The 17,682-nt window shown below is 38.9% G+C and carries 14 protein-coding genes; 11 read left to right on the forward strand and 3 right to left on the reverse strand.

Features of this window, described 5'->3' with window-relative positions:
• The first annotated feature begins 27 nt into the window (after positions 1 to 27).
• From flgJ to fliD, 8 genes are all read left to right on the forward strand, one after another.
• Positions 28 to 1,044 carry a flagellar assembly peptidoglycan hydrolase FlgJ gene (gene flgJ, locus H5159_RS07220; protein ID WP_182724507.1) on the forward strand — a complete coding sequence of 339 codons (1,017 nt, stop codon included), beginning with the start codon at positions 28 to 30 and terminating at the stop codon, positions 1,042 to 1,044.
• 1 nt (position 1,045) lies between these two features.
• On the forward strand, positions 1,046 to 3,049 hold the full coding sequence (gene flgK / locus H5159_RS07225; RefSeq protein ID WP_182780088.1) for a flagellar hook-associated protein FlgK: 2,004 nt from the start codon (positions 1,046 to 1,048) through the stop codon (positions 3,047 to 3,049).
• 2 nt (positions 3,050 to 3,051) lie between these two features.
• Entirely contained in the window at positions 3,052 to 4,305 is a 1,254-nt protein-coding gene (flgL, locus tag H5159_RS07230) for a flagellar hook-associated protein FlgL (RefSeq protein ID WP_182712646.1), read from the forward strand.
• Between the two features lie 276 nt (positions 4,306 to 4,581).
• Positions 4,582 to 6,069: a flagellin gene (locus tag H5159_RS07235; protein ID WP_182712647.1), complete on the forward strand. Its 1,488-nt coding sequence runs from the start codon at positions 4,582 to 4,584 to the stop codon at positions 6,067 to 6,069.
• A gap of 67 nt (positions 6,070 to 6,136) precedes the next feature.
• Positions 6,137 to 7,573, forward strand: coding sequence for a tetratricopeptide repeat protein (locus H5159_RS07240; RefSeq protein ID WP_182724509.1), 1,437 nt, complete (start codon positions 6,137 to 6,139; stop codon positions 7,571 to 7,573).
• Positions 7,574 to 7,706: 133 nt separating this feature from the next.
• Positions 7,707 to 9,191, forward strand: coding sequence for a flagellin (locus H5159_RS21185; RefSeq protein ID WP_182712670.1), 1,485 nt, complete (start codon positions 7,707 to 7,709; stop codon positions 9,189 to 9,191).
• A 155-nt stretch (positions 9,192 to 9,346) separates the two neighbouring features.
• On the forward strand, positions 9,347 to 9,772 hold the full coding sequence (locus H5159_RS07250; RefSeq protein WP_182712649.1) for a flagellar protein FlaG: 426 nt from the start codon (positions 9,347 to 9,349) through the stop codon (positions 9,770 to 9,772).
• A gap of 61 nt (positions 9,773 to 9,833) precedes the next feature.
• The gene (fliD, locus tag H5159_RS07255; RefSeq protein WP_182721216.1) at positions 9,834 to 11,234 is read left to right on the forward strand and encodes a flagellar filament capping protein FliD; all 1,401 of its coding nucleotides are present in this window, start codon (positions 9,834 to 9,836) and stop codon (positions 11,232 to 11,234) included.
• Positions 11,235 to 11,330: 96 nt separating this feature from the next.
• On the opposite strand, the gene H5159_RS07260 is transcribed toward fliD, so the two are convergent.
• The gene (locus H5159_RS07260) at positions 11,331 to 11,645 is read right to left on the reverse strand and encodes a hypothetical protein (RefSeq protein ID WP_182693698.1); all 315 of its coding nucleotides are present in this window, start codon (positions 11,643 to 11,645) and stop codon (positions 11,331 to 11,333) included.
• Between the two features lie 8 nt (positions 11,646 to 11,653).
• Positions 11,654 to 12,055, reverse strand: coding sequence for a flagellar export chaperone FliS (fliS, locus tag H5159_RS07265; protein ID WP_182712652.1), 402 nt, complete (start codon positions 12,053 to 12,055; stop codon positions 11,654 to 11,656).
• A 432-nt stretch (positions 12,056 to 12,487) separates the two neighbouring features.
• On the opposite strand from fliS, the gene H5159_RS07270 reads away from it, so the two are divergent.
• Positions 12,488 to 13,924: a sigma-54-dependent Fis family transcriptional regulator gene (locus H5159_RS07270; RefSeq protein WP_182675115.1), complete on the forward strand. Its 1,437-nt coding sequence runs from the start codon at positions 12,488 to 12,490 to the stop codon at positions 13,922 to 13,924.
• A gap of 302 nt (positions 13,925 to 14,226) precedes the next feature.
• On the opposite strand, the gene H5159_RS07275 is transcribed toward H5159_RS07270, so the two are convergent.
• Entirely contained in the window at positions 14,227 to 14,820 is a 594-nt protein-coding gene (locus H5159_RS07275; RefSeq protein WP_182721181.1) for a DNA-3-methyladenine glycosylase I, read from the reverse strand.
• A 132-nt stretch (positions 14,821 to 14,952) separates the two neighbouring features.
• Between H5159_RS07275 and H5159_RS07280 the strand changes: the two genes are divergently transcribed.
• The gene (locus H5159_RS07280; RefSeq protein WP_008168789.1) at positions 14,953 to 16,065 is read left to right on the forward strand and encodes a PAS domain-containing sensor histidine kinase; all 1,113 of its coding nucleotides are present in this window, start codon (positions 14,953 to 14,955) and stop codon (positions 16,063 to 16,065) included.
• The gene (locus H5159_RS07285) at positions 16,062 to 17,528 is read left to right on the forward strand and encodes a sigma-54 dependent transcriptional regulator (protein ID WP_182695477.1); all 1,467 of its coding nucleotides are present in this window, start codon (positions 16,062 to 16,064) and stop codon (positions 17,526 to 17,528) included. Before H5159_RS07280 ends, H5159_RS07285 begins: the two co-directional genes overlap by 4 nt.
• Positions 17,529 to 17,682: the final 154 nt, after the last annotated feature.

A 17,682-nucleotide genomic window follows, 5' to 3' on the forward strand; every position in this document is an offset into this window, starting at 1 on the left:
TATTATTCATTTTGTGTCAAAAAGCCGATGGAAACTAATCACCTCGATAAACAAAACTTTTTTGATTTAGGCAACTTAGATTCACTTCGTAAAGAAGCCTTAACGAGTGGCGATGCATCAACTGATGCCTCTAAAGCTGCGCTCAAAAAAGCGGCCGCACAATTTGAAGCTATTTTTACGCAAATGTTGCTCAAAGGAATGCGTAAAGCTAACGAAGCATTTGAAGACAAAGACAGCCCATTTAATTCAAGTGGCGTAAAGTTTTTTGAAGAAATGCACGATCAGCAACTTTCAACAGAGCTTTCATCAAATGGCTCGTTAGGCCTTGCCGATCTAATAGTTCAGCAGTTATCGCCTGAGTCTAAAAACTTTATGCCAGGCTCGGTGCTTAGAACAACCAACGATATTTTTAGCGATACGCAAGTCGGTTCCGCTCTTCCTCATGAGCAAAAAAATAAGCAACCCGATCTTATCGTTAAGAGTACTAAAGCCGATATTGCTGAGCCTAAAGTCGATACTGCAGAGACTAAAACCTATAGCCCAACATTTAAAAATGCAGAAGAGTTTGTAAGTTCAGTGTGGGAACACGCTAAAACGGCAGCGCAAAAAATTGGTTTAAATCCTGCGGTAATGGTTGCACAAGCGGCACTTGAAACCGGTTGGGGTAAACACATTATTAATAAAAGTGACGGTGGCAGCTCAAATAACTTGTTTAATATTAAGTCAGATAAAAGCTGGGAAGGTGATAAAGCAAGCAAAATAACGCTTGAGTTTGAGCAAGGTACACCCGTTAAAAAACAAGCCAGCTTTAGAGCCTACGATTCAATTAAAGACAGCGTGAACGACTTCGTTGATTTTTTAACGCAAAACCCACGCTACAAAGAAGCATTACAAAATACAGCTAAACCAAACGACTTTTTAGATTCATTACAAAAAGCAGGTTATGCAACCGATCCAAATTATGCCAGCAAAATAAAAAAAGTGCTCAATAGCAGTCAGCTAAAAGACATTGCGGCAAACGTGATCCGCCAAGGAGTAGAGTAACATGTCGTTTAATTTATTGAACATTGCCAGTTCTGGGGTTAGAGCAAGCTCGGAGCTACTGCAAACGACAAGTAAAAATATCGCCAATGTAAATACCGAAGGCTATGTGCGTGAGCGTACAGAGTTTACCACTATGGTTGATAACCAAGTGGGGCGAGGCGAAACATACCGATTATTAAACGAGTTTGCTCAGTCACAGCTAAATCGTGACACCTCTAATAAATCGTTTTTCGATCAGTTTATTACTGAGGCTAATCGGGTTGATACTATTTTCTCTGAAGAGTCGAACAACCTTTCGACTGGTATTAACTCTTTATTTAATAACGTGCAAGAGGCGTTAAATCAGCCTTCGTCTACTGTTGCTCGCTCATTAGTAATGACAGATGCGCAAAGTTTAATTGATCAAATGGATAGGCTTTCGGGCATCGTGCTTGATCAAAAAAGTATAGTAAACGAGCAGCTCGAAATATTTTCAGATGAAGCAAACTCACTCATTCAAAGTATTAGTACGCTAAATCAAAATATTGCAGCAGTTAATGGCACTAATAACGCCGCAGATGCCAGCTCTACCTATAACGAACGCGATAAAGCAATACGCGACTTGTCAGAGCTAATAGACATAGAAACGCTTGATGGTCCAAATGGCGAAAAACTCGTTTTTATGGGCACAGGCGAAGCGGTTGTTATGCAAAATGGCGCATTTAACTTATTTTCGATGACAGGGGATCCTGATCCTAACTTTAAAGAATTCACGCTTGACGTTAATGGTGGCAAAGCTGTGCCGCTTGAAGTTGATGTAAGCAAGCTTAAAGGCAAAATTGGCGGTTTACTTGCTTTTAGAGATGACATATTAGTCCCTGCGCAAAACCAAATTGGTCAAATGGGCTTAGCTATTGCTGATGCATTTAACGAACAAAACAAATTGGGTATGGATGCAACAGGTCAGCTAGGGGGTAATATTTTTAATATACCTACCGTTGGCGCATATGCGTATCAAGCTAACACGGGCACTGCTGGTATGACTGCAACGGTAGAGCCAGGTAAGGGCAGTGAACTTCCTGCCAGTGACTTTATTATTACCTATACAGGCAATGCCAACGAAGTAAGTATTCAGCCTATAGATAACAAAGGCGATCCGCTGGGGCAGCCTTCACTTGCTGATATATCGTCAGGTGTTATTGATTCATCGACTATAACCTCAGGCGAATCATTTGGTCTTCAAGTAAATGTATCTGGGGCTGGTGTTGAGGGGGATCAATTTCAAATAAAGCTTAATTCAGATGCTGCTTCAAGTATTACACTTGCAACAGGGCGCGCAGAAGATTTAGCACTAGCATCGCCAATCCGTACTGCTAACGATTTAAATAATATAGGTACCGCTACTATTTCAGCGGGAGAAGTAACAAGTGTTACCTCCGGTGGATTTACTTCAACACCAAGCTTAACAAACGGTGAAATAACGCTTGTTAAAACAGGTAATGCTAACGAATATCAAATTACAGATAATAGCGGAACGAGCACTTTTACTATTACGCCTCCTGCAAAAGGAATGTTATCGCAAGCGGGTGCTCCATTTGATTCCTACGGATTCGATTTTGATATAGAAGGTACTCCAGCAACAGGCGATACCTTTACACTTGAGTTTAACGAAGGCGGCTTTGACGATAACCGTAATGGTTTAAAATTAGCTGATTTACAAAATGGTGAGTTAGTCCGTTTAAATGTAGAAACAACAGCAACGGCCGACAACCATAAAACGTTCAACCAAGCTTATTCAGGATTAGTGAGTGATATAGGTGTTATAACTGGCCAAGCAATCACAAGTGGGGCTGCATTTGATGCTCTAGCACAGCAATCTGAGGCATGGTACGAGTCGTTATCGGGTGTAAACCTAGATGAAGAGGCCGCAAATTTACTGCGTTTTCAACAATCATATTCAGCATCAGCACAAGTTTTAGCAGCAGCTCAAGAAATTTTTGACACCTTATTAAATGCGGCGAGGTAATTATGCGTTTATCAAATAATTTAATGTACCAAAACAACATAAATAAAATACTCGACAACCAACAAGGTGTTGCAAATGCTCAAGAGCGAGTAACAACAGGTGAAAAGTATTTAACCACTTCAGAAGCGCCAGCTGCTATTTCGCAAGCTATGCTGTATTCAAATAAAATACAAACGAATGAGCAATACACTAAAAATATCGATCAGCTAAATGGCCGCCTAGAAACAGAAGAAAGCGTATTACAAAGTATAAATAGTAATATTCAACAAGCGCAAGAGCTCACTATTCAGGCTGGTAATGGTGTTTATACTAAGGACGATTTAAAGACGTTTGCATCAGAACTTAGTGGCATTCAACAAACGTTAGCTAACTTAATGAACACCCGATCAGAAGACGGTAAATTTATATTTTCAGGATACCAAGACAGCACGCAGCCTTATCAGTTTGATTCTGCAGCGGGTATGTACACCTATAATGGCGACCAAGGCCAGCACCAAATAACTATAGCTGAAGGGGTATCAATTAAAGCGAGTGATAACGGCTTTGATACGTTTGAAAAAACTAACGCGCGATTAAATGTAGAATCTAACACGGCAAGTGTTTCAGGCTCTATTACAGCGGCAAGTGTATATGTTGACGGCCAAGCTGAGTTTGATAAGTTTCATCAAGCAAATTACAACGCAGACCCAACAGCTCTAGCAACTGCAAATACATATAGTGTATTAGTAAGCCCAGGTGCTACAGCAACAGATCCACAAACCTACGAAATATACCGAGACGGCGCAGCATTAACCCCCGCAGTAACAGGTGAAGTTACTGATGAGCCTATCGATTTTGCAGGTATGAAAATTGAATTTGAAGGCACTGCACCAGGCCAACTCGATTTTAGCCTTGAAAAACCAGGCAAAGAAAACGTACTCAATACACTACAAGCACTTATTACCGGCCTTAACGATGGCACACTTGAAGGTGATGACTTTCAGCAAGTACTTGCTGATGGCTTAGTGCAATTACAAAACGCCAGTGAGCAAGTCGTGTTTACCCAAGCAAGTTTAGGTGGGCGTATGAATGCACTTGAAAGAGTAAGTGATTCAAACTTAGCACTCGATATTCAAAATAAAAGTAATCGCTCTAACTTAGTTGAAGTTGATATGGCAGAAGCTATTAGCGAACTAACCAAACAAGAAACGGCACTGCAAGCATCGCAAGCTACTTTTGGCCGTTTAACTAACCTTTCATTATTCGATTACTTATAAGCAGAAATACCTTGCCGCTTTACCTACTTTAAAGCGGCAATACTTTGCGGCAAAAATTGGCTACAAAACCGCGGCAAAAAAATGTCACTCCCTTCTAAAACACTTCACTATTTATTTACAATTTAATAAGCGTCATATTTATCAATAAAAACAGCATCTTAAAAATAAATTAAAGTTGGCACAGTAAATGCTTTTCTTATTGTAAGAAATTATCGAACAGTGGTTCCTGTTAAATCGTGTTGAACCACACTCTGTTTAAACCTAGGAGATGGTAAAATGGCATTAACAGTAAATACTAATGTGTCGTCACTAAACGCACAACGTAACTTAACTAAATCTGGCGAAGGCTTAGCAACTTCGATGGAGCGTTTGTCATCAGGTATGCGTATTAATAGCGCAAAAGATGATGCCGCCGGCCTACAAATTTCAAACCGGTTGACTACTCAGATTAACGGTCTAGCGGTTGCGCAGCGTAATGCTAACGATGGTATTTCAATGGCACAAACTGCTGAAGGTGCTATGAATGAATCTACTAATATTCTCCAACGTATGCGAGAGTTAGCTCTTCAATCAGCGAATGGTTCAAACTCCGCTTCTGATCGAGAGGCATTACAAAAAGAGGTTTCGGCATTACAGACCGAATTAACTCGAATATCAGATACTACCTCTTTTGGTGGGCAACAGCTGCTTAATGGTGACTTTGGCACTAAGCAGTTTCAAGTAGGGGCTAATGCAAATGAAACTATTTCTTTGTCATTAAATAGTGTTGCGGCAAGTGATATTGGTATTCAGTCATTTGATTTAGCTGGGACTGCTGCTGGCTTAGGTGAAGCTGGAGTTGCGGCAGCTGATGCAAGCTCAGTAACGGCTAATGGTGTTACAGCCGGTGGTCTAACTTTAGTTGGTAAGGATGGTGCAAACACACCTGTTACAAATGCAGCCGGTGCAAGTGCAAATACTATTGCCGATTCTATAAATGCTAATCAAGAATCTACTGGTATTACCGCAGATGCGAGAACTCAAGTTGAACTTTCAGGGTTGAGCAATGCAGGAGCCTTATCGTTTAAAATAAATGGTAATGTTATTTCAGCAAACCCAACATCAACAACAGATATGACTGCTATAGCTAATGCAGTAAACGCTCGAGCCGGTGAAACAGGTGTTTCTGCAGCCGTTGCTGAGACAGGGAATTTAATTCTAACGGATGAATCTGGTGAGAATATAAAGATTGAAGACTTTTTAGATTCCACAGGAACAGGAACTATTGTAGCTAAAGGTGTCGAATATGATGGAACAATTGGTGCAACAGCAATAACTTTAACTGGTGGTGGTAATGACTCTACTTCAGTTGCCGGTACCATTAGACTATCCTCTACTCAGGCTTTTTCTGTTACTGCTGGGGATGTAACATTAGGTGCAGATACCGCCGCTAATGTATCTGAATTAGATACTGTTGGATCTATAGATATTCAAACCCAATCAGGTTCACAAAATGCGCTATCTATAATTGATGGTGCAATTGCTCAGATTGATAGTCAAAGAGCTGATTTGGGTGCTGTGCAAAATCGTTTTGGCCATACAATTAGTAACCTAGCAAATATATCTGAAAATGTTTCTGCATCACGAAGTCGTATTCAAGATACAGACTTTGCGACAGAGACAGCGCATATGACTAAAAACCAAATATTGCAACAAGCAGGGACTTCAATTCTTTCTCAAGCTAATCAAATACCTCAGGCGGCTATTAGCCTTCTTGGCGGTTAAGTTTAATCTTGTTTTTTAAATATTTAAAAAAGGCTAATATCATAGCCTTTTTTTATGGGGATAAATTATGGGAATTAAGGAAAAAATTAGCAGAGCTAGTGAGCTATACAAACAAAGGGAATTTGACCTACTATCTGTATTATTAGAGCAGATATTAAAAAAAAATTCGAATCTTTTTGACGCGCTTCATTTAAAAGCTCTCATGCAGCATCAGCTCGGCGAGTTAGATGAGTCTATAAATATTTTTAATCGGTTAATAAAAAAAACTCCCTACAGAGCTTCGCTTTTTAATAACCTAGGTAATGTTTTTGTTGATAAAAAAGAATTCAAATCAGCAGAAAATAGCTACCATAAAGCACTGCAGATTAAAAAAAATTACTGTGAAGCTTTAATTAACCTAGCAAATACTCAAAAAAGGTTGAGTAAACACATTGATGCCGAGAAAAACTTCCAAAAAGCTATTCAAAGTAATCCAATTGAAGCTAAGTATTTACTAGACTTTAGTATTTTCCTTACAGAGCAAGGACGTTTCCATGACGCACTTAACCTGCAATTAAAAATTTTAGAAATTGATTCAAAGCAATCAGAAGTTTACTTTCAGATATTCAGTAACTTTATGTTTCTACATCAATATGAAGATGCTCTTGAGTTCGCTGATATTGGCTTAATGAGCCACCGGCTTGATGACTTTCAATTATGTGAGTTATTAATAGGTAAAGCTATTTTATTTTGGCTTTTCGATAATGATATTGAAGGAATGCAGGCTATATTGTTAAGTGAAAAAATACATACTATTGAGTCTAAAAATTTAAACTTAAAAAATCATCGTATTTTCCACCACTACCTCAAGCAACTATTTATATATCGTCAATCGAATCAGTTTAGCTATACAGCAGAAATACAACCCAGCATTTACTTTATATCTGAAAGTAATGGTTTTGCACCTAATGGAATGACAGTAAAATATCAAAATAAGAAAAATACAGTAAAGTCTCTTTTTATTACTGGTACAAAAATATTTCACCTGATAGGTGATTACAACCAGTACAAATCCAGCCTAAAAGTTGTTTTTAGCGGTCTGCCTAAAAGTAGTACTATTATTCTAGGTTTTGGTGAAATTGATTGCAGGGTTAACGAAGGCATATTTAATTACAGTTTAAAGCATGGTAAAGATCCTTTGTTAGTGGTTGATTTCATGCTAGAAAAATATTTTAATATGCTAAAAGAAGAAAATAAAAATAGGCATACTTTTATTATATATGGTGTTCCTTCCCCGCACCCCCAAGCTATATTGAGTCTTGATGTTAACAAAAAAAATGAATTTAAGCTTTTAATTGCCTACTTTAACTCTAAACTTAAAAAACTTTGTAAAACTAATTCCATGCCTTTTTTAGATGTGTACAAATTAACTGACGACAATGGCGTAAGTAATCTTAAGTATCATATAGATGTTCATCATGTTAAACCGAATACTGTTTCTGAACTTTTCGAATTACAAAAATAAATAAAAATACAAAAAAGATTAAAGTTATTTTTTTTGCTGCCGTTAACCTAATCAGTAAGGAGCTTGAACATATAATTGTGATAGCTCTTGGTTAAACTTAAACAGCAACATTACGAAAGTAATCAGGAGTTTTATTATGATTTCAGTAAATACAAACGTATCTTCACTAAACGCTCAACGTAACCTTTCAGCTTCAGGTTCTGACCTTGCAACGTCAATGGAGCGTTTATCATCGGGTATGCGTATAAATAGCGCAAAAGATGATGCGGCAGGTCTGCAAATTTCAAACCGTTTAACTTCACAGGTAAATGGTTTAGCGGTTGCACAACGTAACGCTAACGACGGTATCTCAATGGCGCAAACGGCTGAAGGTGCAATGAATGAGTCTACCAACATACTACAACGTATGCGTGAACTTGCATTACAATCATCTAATGGTTCAAACTCAGCTACTGACCGTGAAGCATTACAAAAAGAAGTTTCAGCGTTACAAACAGAACTAACACGCATTTCAGATACGACTTCGTTTGGTGGGCAGCAATTGCTAGATGGTAGCTTTGGTACAAAACAATTCCAAGTTGGTGCTAATGCTAACGAAACAATTTCTGTATCTTTAAAGAATATTAGTGCGAGTAACATTGGTGTACAGTCATTCGATTTGGCTGGTACCGCTGCCGGCTTAGGTGAAGCAGGTACTGCTGGTGCAACTGCAGCAACAAACGGTAATGGTGTTACTAATGGTGGTCTTACGTTAGTAGGTAAAGATGGTGCTAATACTCCTATTACAAATGCTGCGGGAGCTAGCGCTTCTACCATTGCCGATTCTATAAATGCTAATCAAGCAGATACCGGTATAACAGCTGATGCTCGTACGCAAGTTGAACTTTCTGCGTTAAGTAACTCAGGAGCGTTATCTTTCAGCTTAAACGGAAGCGTTATTTCTGCTAATCCAACATCAACAACAGATATGGCTGCAATTGCCGATGCTGTTAACGAAAGAGCTGGCGAAACAGGGGTTTCGGCTCAGGTTGCAGAAACTGGTAACCTAATATTAACTGATGAGTCTGGTGATGATATTAATATTGAGGATTTCGTTGATTCTACAGGAGCAGGCACAATAGTAGCTAAAGGTGTAGAATATGATGGAACAGTTGGTGCAACAGCAATAACCTTAACTGCTGGCGGTACTGCGGACTCTACATCAGTTGCTGGGAGTATTCGATTATCATCTACTCAAGCGTTTTCTGTAACATCAGGTGATGTAACTTTAGGTGCAGATACTGCAGCGAATGTTTCTGCATTGGATACTATTGGTGATGTTGATTTATCTACAGCTTCAGGCTCTCAAAATGCGTTGGCTGTTATTGATGGTGCGATTGCTCAAATCGATAGTCAGCGAGCAGATTTAGGTGCGGTACAAAATCGATTGGATTTTACTATCAGTAACCTCTCTAATATCTCAGAAAACGTATCTGCATCACGCAGTCGTATTCAAGATACTGACTTTGCAACTGAAACTGCAGAGATGACGAAAAACCAAATCTTGCAACAAGCGGGTACATCAATCTTGTCGCAAGCGAATCAGTTGCCACAAACAGCACTTAGCTTATTAGGTTAATAAGTCAAAAGTAATAGCTTAATGGTTAGCTAACTAATACATAAAGTCAGTATTAGTATTCTAAAAAAGGAGGTGGCTTTAGCTACCTCCTTTTGTGGTTTAAGAATATAAACTAAGCTATTGTTGGTTTAATTAAGTACACATAGGAATCTGTTATGAATACAATTACTTCAAACGCAGAAATTACAACATTACCGACTCCCATTGCTGGTGATGATAAGCAAATAGGACAAGCTGCTCACTCTTTAACTGAGCGAGCAATTGATGATGTAAAGCAGACGGATGCACAAAATCAACAAAAATTACAGCAAAATCAATACAACAATAATAATCAAGATGAAAAAGCTCAGCCGTTAGAACGCGAACAGCTAGAACAAATGGCGCAACAATTGCAGGATTTTATGGGTGAAATGAACCGCAGCTTACAATTTAAAGTTGATGAAGATTCAGGCCGCGATGTGATTAAAGTGCTCGATAAAAACAGTGGCGAAGTTATTAAGCAATACCCTTCTGAGGAAGTATTAAGTTTAGTGTCTAAACTGTCTGAATCTGCAGGAATTTTAATTGACCAAACAGTTTAGTTGGTAGTTGTAATTACCAATATTAAGTTAATATATTTTTAAGTATTCAAAGAGGTGAAGTATGGCTATTTCGTTTACTGGTTTAGGTTCAGGGCTAGCGGTATCAGATATTGTTGATGCACTTGTTAATGCTGAACAAGCACCGGCTGAGTCTCGCTTAAATACTACAGAAGGTAAATTAACGACAGATATTTCTGCTGTTGGTGCACTTAAGTCAGCGCTTGAAAAAGTGCAAACCTCAATGGAAGCATTGGGTGATAGCGACAAATACCAACAACGTAGTACATCAGGTACTGATGACTTTATATCTATAAGTGCAGACGAAGATGCTCAACCAGGTGGTTATGATGTAAAAGTTAACAACTTAGCCACGGAGCATAAAATATTGTCGCAAGCATTCGATGCTGATACGGCGGTAGGTGAGGGAACAATGACCCTAACCTCTGGTGATAATAGCTTTGAAATTGAAGTCTCAGATACTGCGACACTTAGTGAAATTCGTGATGCGATAAACGATAGCAACGATAACGACAGTATTAATGCGACTATCATTACTGATGATAGTGGCCAGCATTTGGTTATGTCCGCTAAAAATAGCGGTGCAGAAAATGAAATTAAAATAGAGATTGCTGATACCGATGGTAATAACACTGATGTAAATGGTCTTTCCCGTTTGGCATTTGACACTGCTGGTGTGCAAAATGCGAGTGAAGTAATTGCAGCAATTGATGCATCAATTACCATTGATGGCTCGCTAACTGTAAGTAGTTCATCTAATGAATTTGCCGGAGTGATTGACGGTATAACAATAACAGCTAAAAAACCGCACGATATCGATGACGACATAAGCGACATATCAATTACCGAAAATAATAATAATATTAGAGCAGGCTTAAATAGCTTTATTGAAAGTTATAATGAGCTGTTAGAGCTGAGCAATAACCTAGGTGCCTCAAGTGAAGCGGGTGCAGGAGTCATGGCTGGAGATTCACTACTTCGAGGCGTTATGTCAAAGCTTCGTAGTGAAATAACTGAATCAGTTGATTTAGGTGACGGTAACTCGTTATCACTTTCGCGGCTAGGTGTAGAAACAGACCGTTATGGTGTTTTAACGCTAAATACAGAAACACTCGATGAGCAAATAGACGCAGATGTAAATTTAGTGCAGCAGTTTTTTGTAGGTAATGACGATGATGGCTTCGCACAGTCTTTTGATGAGCTAATGAGCTTTTATACAGATTCTGACGGCATTATCCAAAACCGAATTGATAGTAAAACAAATCAGCTAGACGATTTAGATGATCAGCGCTTGGACCTTGCCAGTAAAATGGAGTCGCTATCGTCTCGCTTATATGCTCAATATAATGCGATGGATTTATTAGTGGCGAGCCTTAATAACACCAGCAGTTATGTTCAAGCTCAATTAGAGAATATGCCAGGCGTAGTACGAGATAACTCTTAGTAGATAAGTATGATATTAAATTAATAACTAAATTAAGAAAGCACAAAAAAACCGTTATTTAAAACGGTTTTTTTGTGTTTTCTATTTAAGTAGATTTTAGCGACTTGCTTTATAAGCTTTAATCGCCTTACCTGATTTTTTATGTTTAATAATAGCTTTAGATGACTCGTTTTTTGCACTATTCGCTTTTACTAAAATAGTATTTATACGAAGCTGAACTAATTCTAATTGCTCTGCGCTTGGGCCGTCGCTGCTCTCGCACCATTGCTTTAGTTCAACATTTAAAGTGTCTAAAAGAGGCTGAGCTTCGTCTGCATTATCATCATTTACTAACACTTCAATTTTACTAAGCAAGTTTTGTATGAGCTCAGAGTAGTTAGTTAATGGCTCTGAAAATGTTGGCGAGTCCATAATTGAAATTAAACCGCAGGGCTTCGTTGATCTAGCGGAATATTATCCCAGCCTTCTTTAATTTCTTTAACAATACTTGATACTTCCACAATTGCTTCAATATCGTTGTTTATGTTCGCTTGCGTTAAACGGCGCTGGCAGTAATCGTAAAGTGCCAATAAATTGTTAGAAATACTAGGGTCTTGTTCTACTTCTAAATTAAGTGCGTCTTGCAGTGCACCAAATAATAAAACACAGGCTGAAATGTTTTCACCTTTTTTTTGTATTTCTTTGCGCTCAATAAACCCTTTTGTTGCTGCTAAGCGACCGATAATATTACTGAATATAAGGTTTATTTGTTCGTAAGGAGCCATTTCGGCAATACTACTGGCACGAACTTGACTGTATTTTTTTACTGAGACATGAGCCATGGGAAAATCCTAAAATTTAAAACGATAAAATTATGTGAAAGCTAATACAAAAAATTAATTAAGCTTTTATACTTTTATAAGAACAAAGCAATATTAATGCCAAGCATTTTCACTTATTTATGTATCGGCATTTGTAACTTCAACTTAAATTTATAATTGAGTTTATTTACTAACAATAGCATTTTTATTGCAGAGTAAATTAATTTTTAGGGCTAAGTTATAGTTAGGTAATAGTTAGGTAATAGTTAAGTAATGGCTAAGTTAAAACTATAACCCATACTTAATGATTAACTATTAAGTATGATTGACTTAACTAGCCCGCCTGTTTTTTGGCGTTTATGTCAAAAAACTGCCGCTATCACTTGCATCCATGCTGAACTGGCTTACAATTTAACTAATTATACAAATTAGTGAAAGTACGGCTCGCTAAATATGATCTTGATTTTAGATAATAATAACAACCGCGCAATAGGATTAAATGCTTCACTTGGCTTTATTGGTGAGGCTGCTCAACTATTAAGCGAAGACTGCTTTGAACAAGAATGCAAAAAATATCAGCAGCAAGAATGCATGATTATTTTAGGAGCGTTGCAATCACTTGACCACGAAAGCTTAATTAAACGCTATCCAACATTACCCTTTTTGTTAATTGGCGAAACGCTAAAACCACTATTAAGTATAGCTAATGTAGTGGGGCTTATTTGCGAGCCGTTTAATCACGAAGTAACAACTCAGTTACTTCACGACTGCCAGCAGTATCAGCGTATGCTGCCTAATGAGCATAAGCATTCTAAACCACATAAAACTTTTGATGGACTTGTTGGTGAAACAGAGGCAGTCAAAGATGTTCGCTTTTTAATTGAACAAGTGGCAAAAACTGATGCTAATGTTTTAATTTTGGGCGAATCAGGCACAGGTAAAGAAGTGGTTGCCCGTAATGTACACTTGCTTTCAAAGCGCATTAATGGACCGTTTGTACCTGTAAACTGTGGTGCTATTCCGGCAGAGCTGCTCGAAAGTGAACTATTTGGCCACGAAAAAGGCGCGTTTACTGGTGCTATATCGGCTCGTAAAGGGCGCTTTGAACTAGCTCAAGGCGGGACGCTATTTTTAGATGAAATAGGCGATATGCCACTGCAAATGCAAGTTAAGTTGCTGCGAGTATTGCAAGAACGCAGCTACGAACGTGTTGGTGGTACAAAGGCAATCCAAGCTGATGTACGCGTTATTGCGGCCACGCATCGTAATCTTGAAACAATGATTGAAGAGGGTAGTTTTAGGGAAGATTTATATTACCGTTTAAATGTATTCCCTATCGAAAACCCATCGCTGAGTGAACGAGCTGATGATATTCCGCTGCTTTTAAAAGAGTTAATGCGCCGTGTTAACGACCAGACTGGTTCTACCGCTAAGTTTACAGAGCGCGCAGTTGAGAGCTTAAAAGAACATGCTTGGCCTGGTAATATTCGTGAGCTTGCTAATTTGGTGGAGCGTATGGTTATTATGTTCCCTGACAAAGTGGTCGATATTCCTGATTTACCTAACAAATATCGTTACATTGAAGTTGAAGCCTACGAGCCAGAATACCCTGAAGAGTTAATGGAAAAAGACGCCTTTAACGACATATTTAGTACAGGCTTTAGTGATTACGAAAGTGAGCCAGACGCTGAGTTTAGCCAAACGGGTAGTGGGCTATTACCTGATGATGGTATTGAACTTAAAGATTATTTAGCAGAGCTTGAAATTAGCTTAATTACCCAAGCGTTAGAGCGCTATGATTACGTTGTAGCTCGCGCTGCAGAGATATTAGGGGTTCGCAGAACAACACTCGTTGAGAAAATGAAAAAGTATAATCTTTCACGAGATTAGAAGTACGAAAATGGTGAAATACTTTTCGTTATTTATTATTCATTTGTGATCAATCACTTTACGGGCTTTGCCCGTCACGCAAGCATGGCGTCTACAAGATAACCCAAACTTAAACCTTGGCGGTAGACGCTGAGTTTGCTCGCGTGAAAAGCGTAGCTTTTAATCATTTAAATAAAACGTTATTTCACAAAGAGAAAAACGAAGGTAAATGAGAAACCATAGTCAATTTACGCTTTACTTCTCTAAAGCGCAGCGTCTCTTAACCTCTTTGTGAACTAATCACTTTTATGGTTATAAATCACTTACTCACTAAAAGTCTTAATAATTTCTTCTTTCCTAAAACAATCATTACTGTGATCGTTAACCATACCGCAGGCCTGCATATGCGCATATACCGTTGTTGGGCCTAAAAACTTAAAACCCCGTTTTTTTAAATCTTTAGCAAATGCAGTTGATGCCTCTGTAATTGCTGGGTAGTCCTCAGCGTTATTTAAATTACTTATAATCGGTTTATTATCGACAAACTGCCATTGGTAGTTACTAAAACTTCCAAATTCTTTTTGTATTTCTATAAAGCACTTTGCGTTGTTAACAGTTGCCGCAATTTTTAATCGGTTGCGCACAATCCCTTCATCAAGCATTAGTCTCTCAACGTCATCTTGTGTGAATTGTGCCACTTTATCTACATCAAAATTAGCAAATGCTTTTTTGTAACCGCTACGCTTTTTTAAAATTGTGTACCAGCTTAAGCCGGCTTGCGCTGATTCAAGAGTGATAAATTCAAACAGCTTTGTATCATCATAAAGAGGGACGCCCCATTCTTCATCATGGTAAATAACGTAGTCGGGTTTAGTGGTGTCGAGCCACGGGCAACGGCACTTTTTTTGCTCACTCATTATTATTCCTTTTTGTGTGCGTCATTTTTATGTCGCTCAAATTATTGATGTAACTTAATGATAAGTATGTAAATAAATTTTGGTATAAATCGTGCATTTAGACATGTATCTACATCAATTCGAGATTTGATTATGGCCCTTGCTAGCGTGCTAAAACCACAGTTTTTTTCTGCAAATCAGTATAACCCATGTTTACTTCAAGAGGAGTACATTGGTGAATTAAGCGATCTGCGCAAGCAAGCAAGTTGGCTTTCGCATTTGGTTGATACCATGCCAGCAGGCGTGGTTGTACTTGATGGCAAAGGGTTGATTGCAAAAGCGAATCAAATAGCGATTGATATGCTTGGCGAGCCACTTGAAGGCGAACGCTGGTTTAATGTTATTCAGCGCTCTTTTAGGCCACATCAAGATGATGGCCATGAAGTGTCTTTAAAAGACGGACGCCTAATAAAACTTGATATTACTGCTTTAGCACCAGAGCCTGGGCAACTTATTTTAATGACGGATTTAACCGAAACTCGCCGCTTACAAAAACGTGTTGCACATATGCAGCGATTAAGCGCGCTGGGCAAAATGGTTGCATCATTAGCGCATCAAGTCCGTACGCCGCTCTCAGCCGCTATGCTTTATGCTGCTAATTTAGGGTCAAAGCGCTTACCCGAAGCATCTCGCGATAATTTTCAAACAAAGTTAATGTCGCGTTTAAAAGATTTAGAAACTCAAGTAAACGACATGCTGTTATTTGCTAAAAGTGGCGATCAGCAAGTTGTTGAGCAAGTTTCAATGCAGCAGCTTTTAACCGAAGTTAAAGCAGGTGCTGATGCGATGGTCGCACTTAATGAAAGTGAGCTAGATGTAAGCTTACCAGAACCCGATATACAAATAGTTGGTAATAAAACGGCATTGGCCAGTGCTATTCAAAATCTAGTGCACAATAGTATTCAAGTTATTGGCGGTGGCGCAAAAGTAAAAATTAGCGCACAAAGAGATTTAAAAGATTTAGATATGGTTCGTATTAGTGTGAGCGACAACGGCCCAGGTGTTGATTTAAGCCAAAGCGATAAAATTTTTGAACCATTTTTTACTACAAAAAGTCAGGGCACAGGTTTAGGGCTTGCTGTAGTGAGTTCGGTGGCTAGTGCGCACCAAGGCCGTGTTGATGTGACTAATAATACGCATGGTGGTGCCTGCTTTAGCTTGTTACTGCCTATTAAGGCAACATCTAAATTAGAGGGGTCATTATGAGTAACACTATTTTAGTTGTCGAAGATGACGCAGGGCTTCGTGAAGCCTTAATAGATACCCTTGAAATGTCGGGTATTGAATGTGTTGCAGCGAGCAGTGCTGAGCAAGCAATGTTACTGCTTAAAAAAGATCAATTTTCGCTTGTTGTAAGCGACGTGCAAATGGGCGCAATGAGTGGACTTGATTTACTACGCAGTATTAAATTAAACCACCCTGATTTACCTGTATTGATGATGACGGCGTATGCCACAATTGACGATGCGGTAGAGGCCATGCGCCTAGGTGCAATTGACTACATGGCAAAACCATTTGCACCTGAAGTGCTGTTAAATATGGTGAGCCGTTATTTGCCTGAAAAAGCAAAAGAAACCGACGGCCCCGTTGTTGCTGATCCAACTAGTATTCAATTATTGGAGCTTGCAAGTAAAGTAGCACGCTCTGATGCAAGTGTAATGGTACTTGGCCCAAGTGGTTCGGGTAAGGAAGTACTTGCGCGTTATATTCATGATAAGTCGAGCCGATGTAATGAGCCATTTGTAGCGATTAACTGCGCGGCTATTCCTGAAAATATGCTCGAAGCCACGTTATTTGGTTACGAAAAAGGGGCTTTTACGGGGGCGATTCAAGCATGTCCGGGTAAGTTTGAGCAAGCACAAGGCGGTACTATTTTACTTGATGAAATTACTGAAATGGACTTAGGACTACAAGCTAAACTTTTACGCGTACTGCAAGAACGTGAAGTAGAGCGTTTAGGGGGGCGTAAAACAATTCAGCTCGATGTACGTATTTTGGCAACCAGTAATCGTGATTTAAAAGAAGCCGTGTCTGAAAATCAGTTTAGAGAAGATTTATATTACAGGCTTAATGTTTTTCCACTTATGTGGCGTCCATTGTGCCAACGCCCTGGCGATATTATTGTATTGGCTAAGCATTTAATTGAGCGCCATATAAGTAAAAGCAAGGAGCCTATGGCGTATTTAGATAAAGCTGCCGAGCAAAAGTTACTGGCTCACGCGTGGCCTGGTAATGTGCGCGAACTTGATAACGTTATACAGCGTGCACTTATACTGCGAAGTGGCGATACAATAAACGAGCATGCTATTTTTATCGAAAACTTAGTATCTAATAACTTTGTTATGGAGCCTTCATTGGCACCGGCGCAAACCGTATCGCCAACAGAATTAGCTCATGCAGATAAAGGTGTTGATAAAAGCACGTTAAGCTCTGCATATTATGATGAAAAATTGCATGCTGAGGATGAGCCTAATCAAGGTTTGCTAGCGGCAGATACCGGTAGCTATAAAGATGAGCTTAAAGACAAAGAGCATCGTATTATTTTAGAAACCCTTGCACGTTGCCAAGGTAAGCGTAAAGACGTTGCTGAAACGTTGGGTATAAGCCCACGAACTTTACGTTATAAACTAGCGCAAATGCGCGATTTAGGTATTTCACTTCCTGCATAACCTCCTATAAACCCTAAGTTTGCGCTGCGAGCTTAGGGTTGTCAAAACTCTGACTCACACAAATTAAAGTTAACCCATTGTATTTTAATGATTAATTATTTGGCATGCTTTGTGCTTTATTACTTATAAGAGTTCACTGCGTGTCAGAGATAAA

The organism is Pseudoalteromonas sp. SG43-1, assembly GCF_014164415.1.
Lineage (GTDB): Bacteria > Pseudomonadota > Gammaproteobacteria > Enterobacterales > Alteromonadaceae > Pseudoalteromonas > Pseudoalteromonas distincta.

Coding starts and splice junctions, on each gene's coding strand:
- flgJ (WP_182724507.1), top strand. CDS start 28: ATGGAAACTAATCACCTCGATAAACAAAACTTTTTTGATTTAGGCAAC.
- flgK (WP_182780088.1), top strand. CDS start 1,046: ATGTCGTTTAATTTATTGAACATTGCCAGTTCTGGGGTTAGAGCAAGC.
- flgL (WP_182712646.1), top strand. CDS start 3,052: ATGCGTTTATCAAATAATTTAATGTACCAAAACAACATAAATAAAATA.
- H5159_RS07235 (WP_182712647.1), top strand. CDS start 4,582: ATGGCATTAACAGTAAATACTAATGTGTCGTCACTAAACGCACAACGT.
- H5159_RS07240 (WP_182724509.1), top strand. CDS start 6,137: ATGGGAATTAAGGAAAAAATTAGCAGAGCTAGTGAGCTATACAAACAA.
- H5159_RS07250 (WP_182712649.1), top strand. CDS start 9,347: ATGAATACAATTACTTCAAACGCAGAAATTACAACATTACCGACTCCC.
- fliD (WP_182721216.1), top strand. CDS start 9,834: ATGGCTATTTCGTTTACTGGTTTAGGTTCAGGGCTAGCGGTATCAGAT.
- H5159_RS07260 (WP_182693698.1), bottom strand. CDS start 11,645: ATGGACTCGCCAACATTTTCAGAGCCATTAACTAACTACTCTGAGCTC.
- fliS (WP_182712652.1), bottom strand. CDS start 12,055: ATGGCTCATGTCTCAGTAAAAAAATACAGTCAAGTTCGTGCCAGTAGT.
- H5159_RS07270 (WP_182675115.1), top strand. CDS start 12,488: ATGATCTTGATTTTAGATAATAATAACAACCGCGCAATAGGATTAAAT.
- H5159_RS07275 (WP_182721181.1), bottom strand. CDS start 14,820: ATGAGTGAGCAAAAAAAGTGCCGTTGCCCGTGGCTCGACACCACTAAA.
- H5159_RS07280 (WP_008168789.1), top strand. CDS start 14,953: ATGGCCCTTGCTAGCGTGCTAAAACCACAGTTTTTTTCTGCAAATCAG.
- H5159_RS07285 (WP_182695477.1), top strand. CDS start 16,062: ATGAGTAACACTATTTTAGTTGTCGAAGATGACGCAGGGCTTCGTGAA.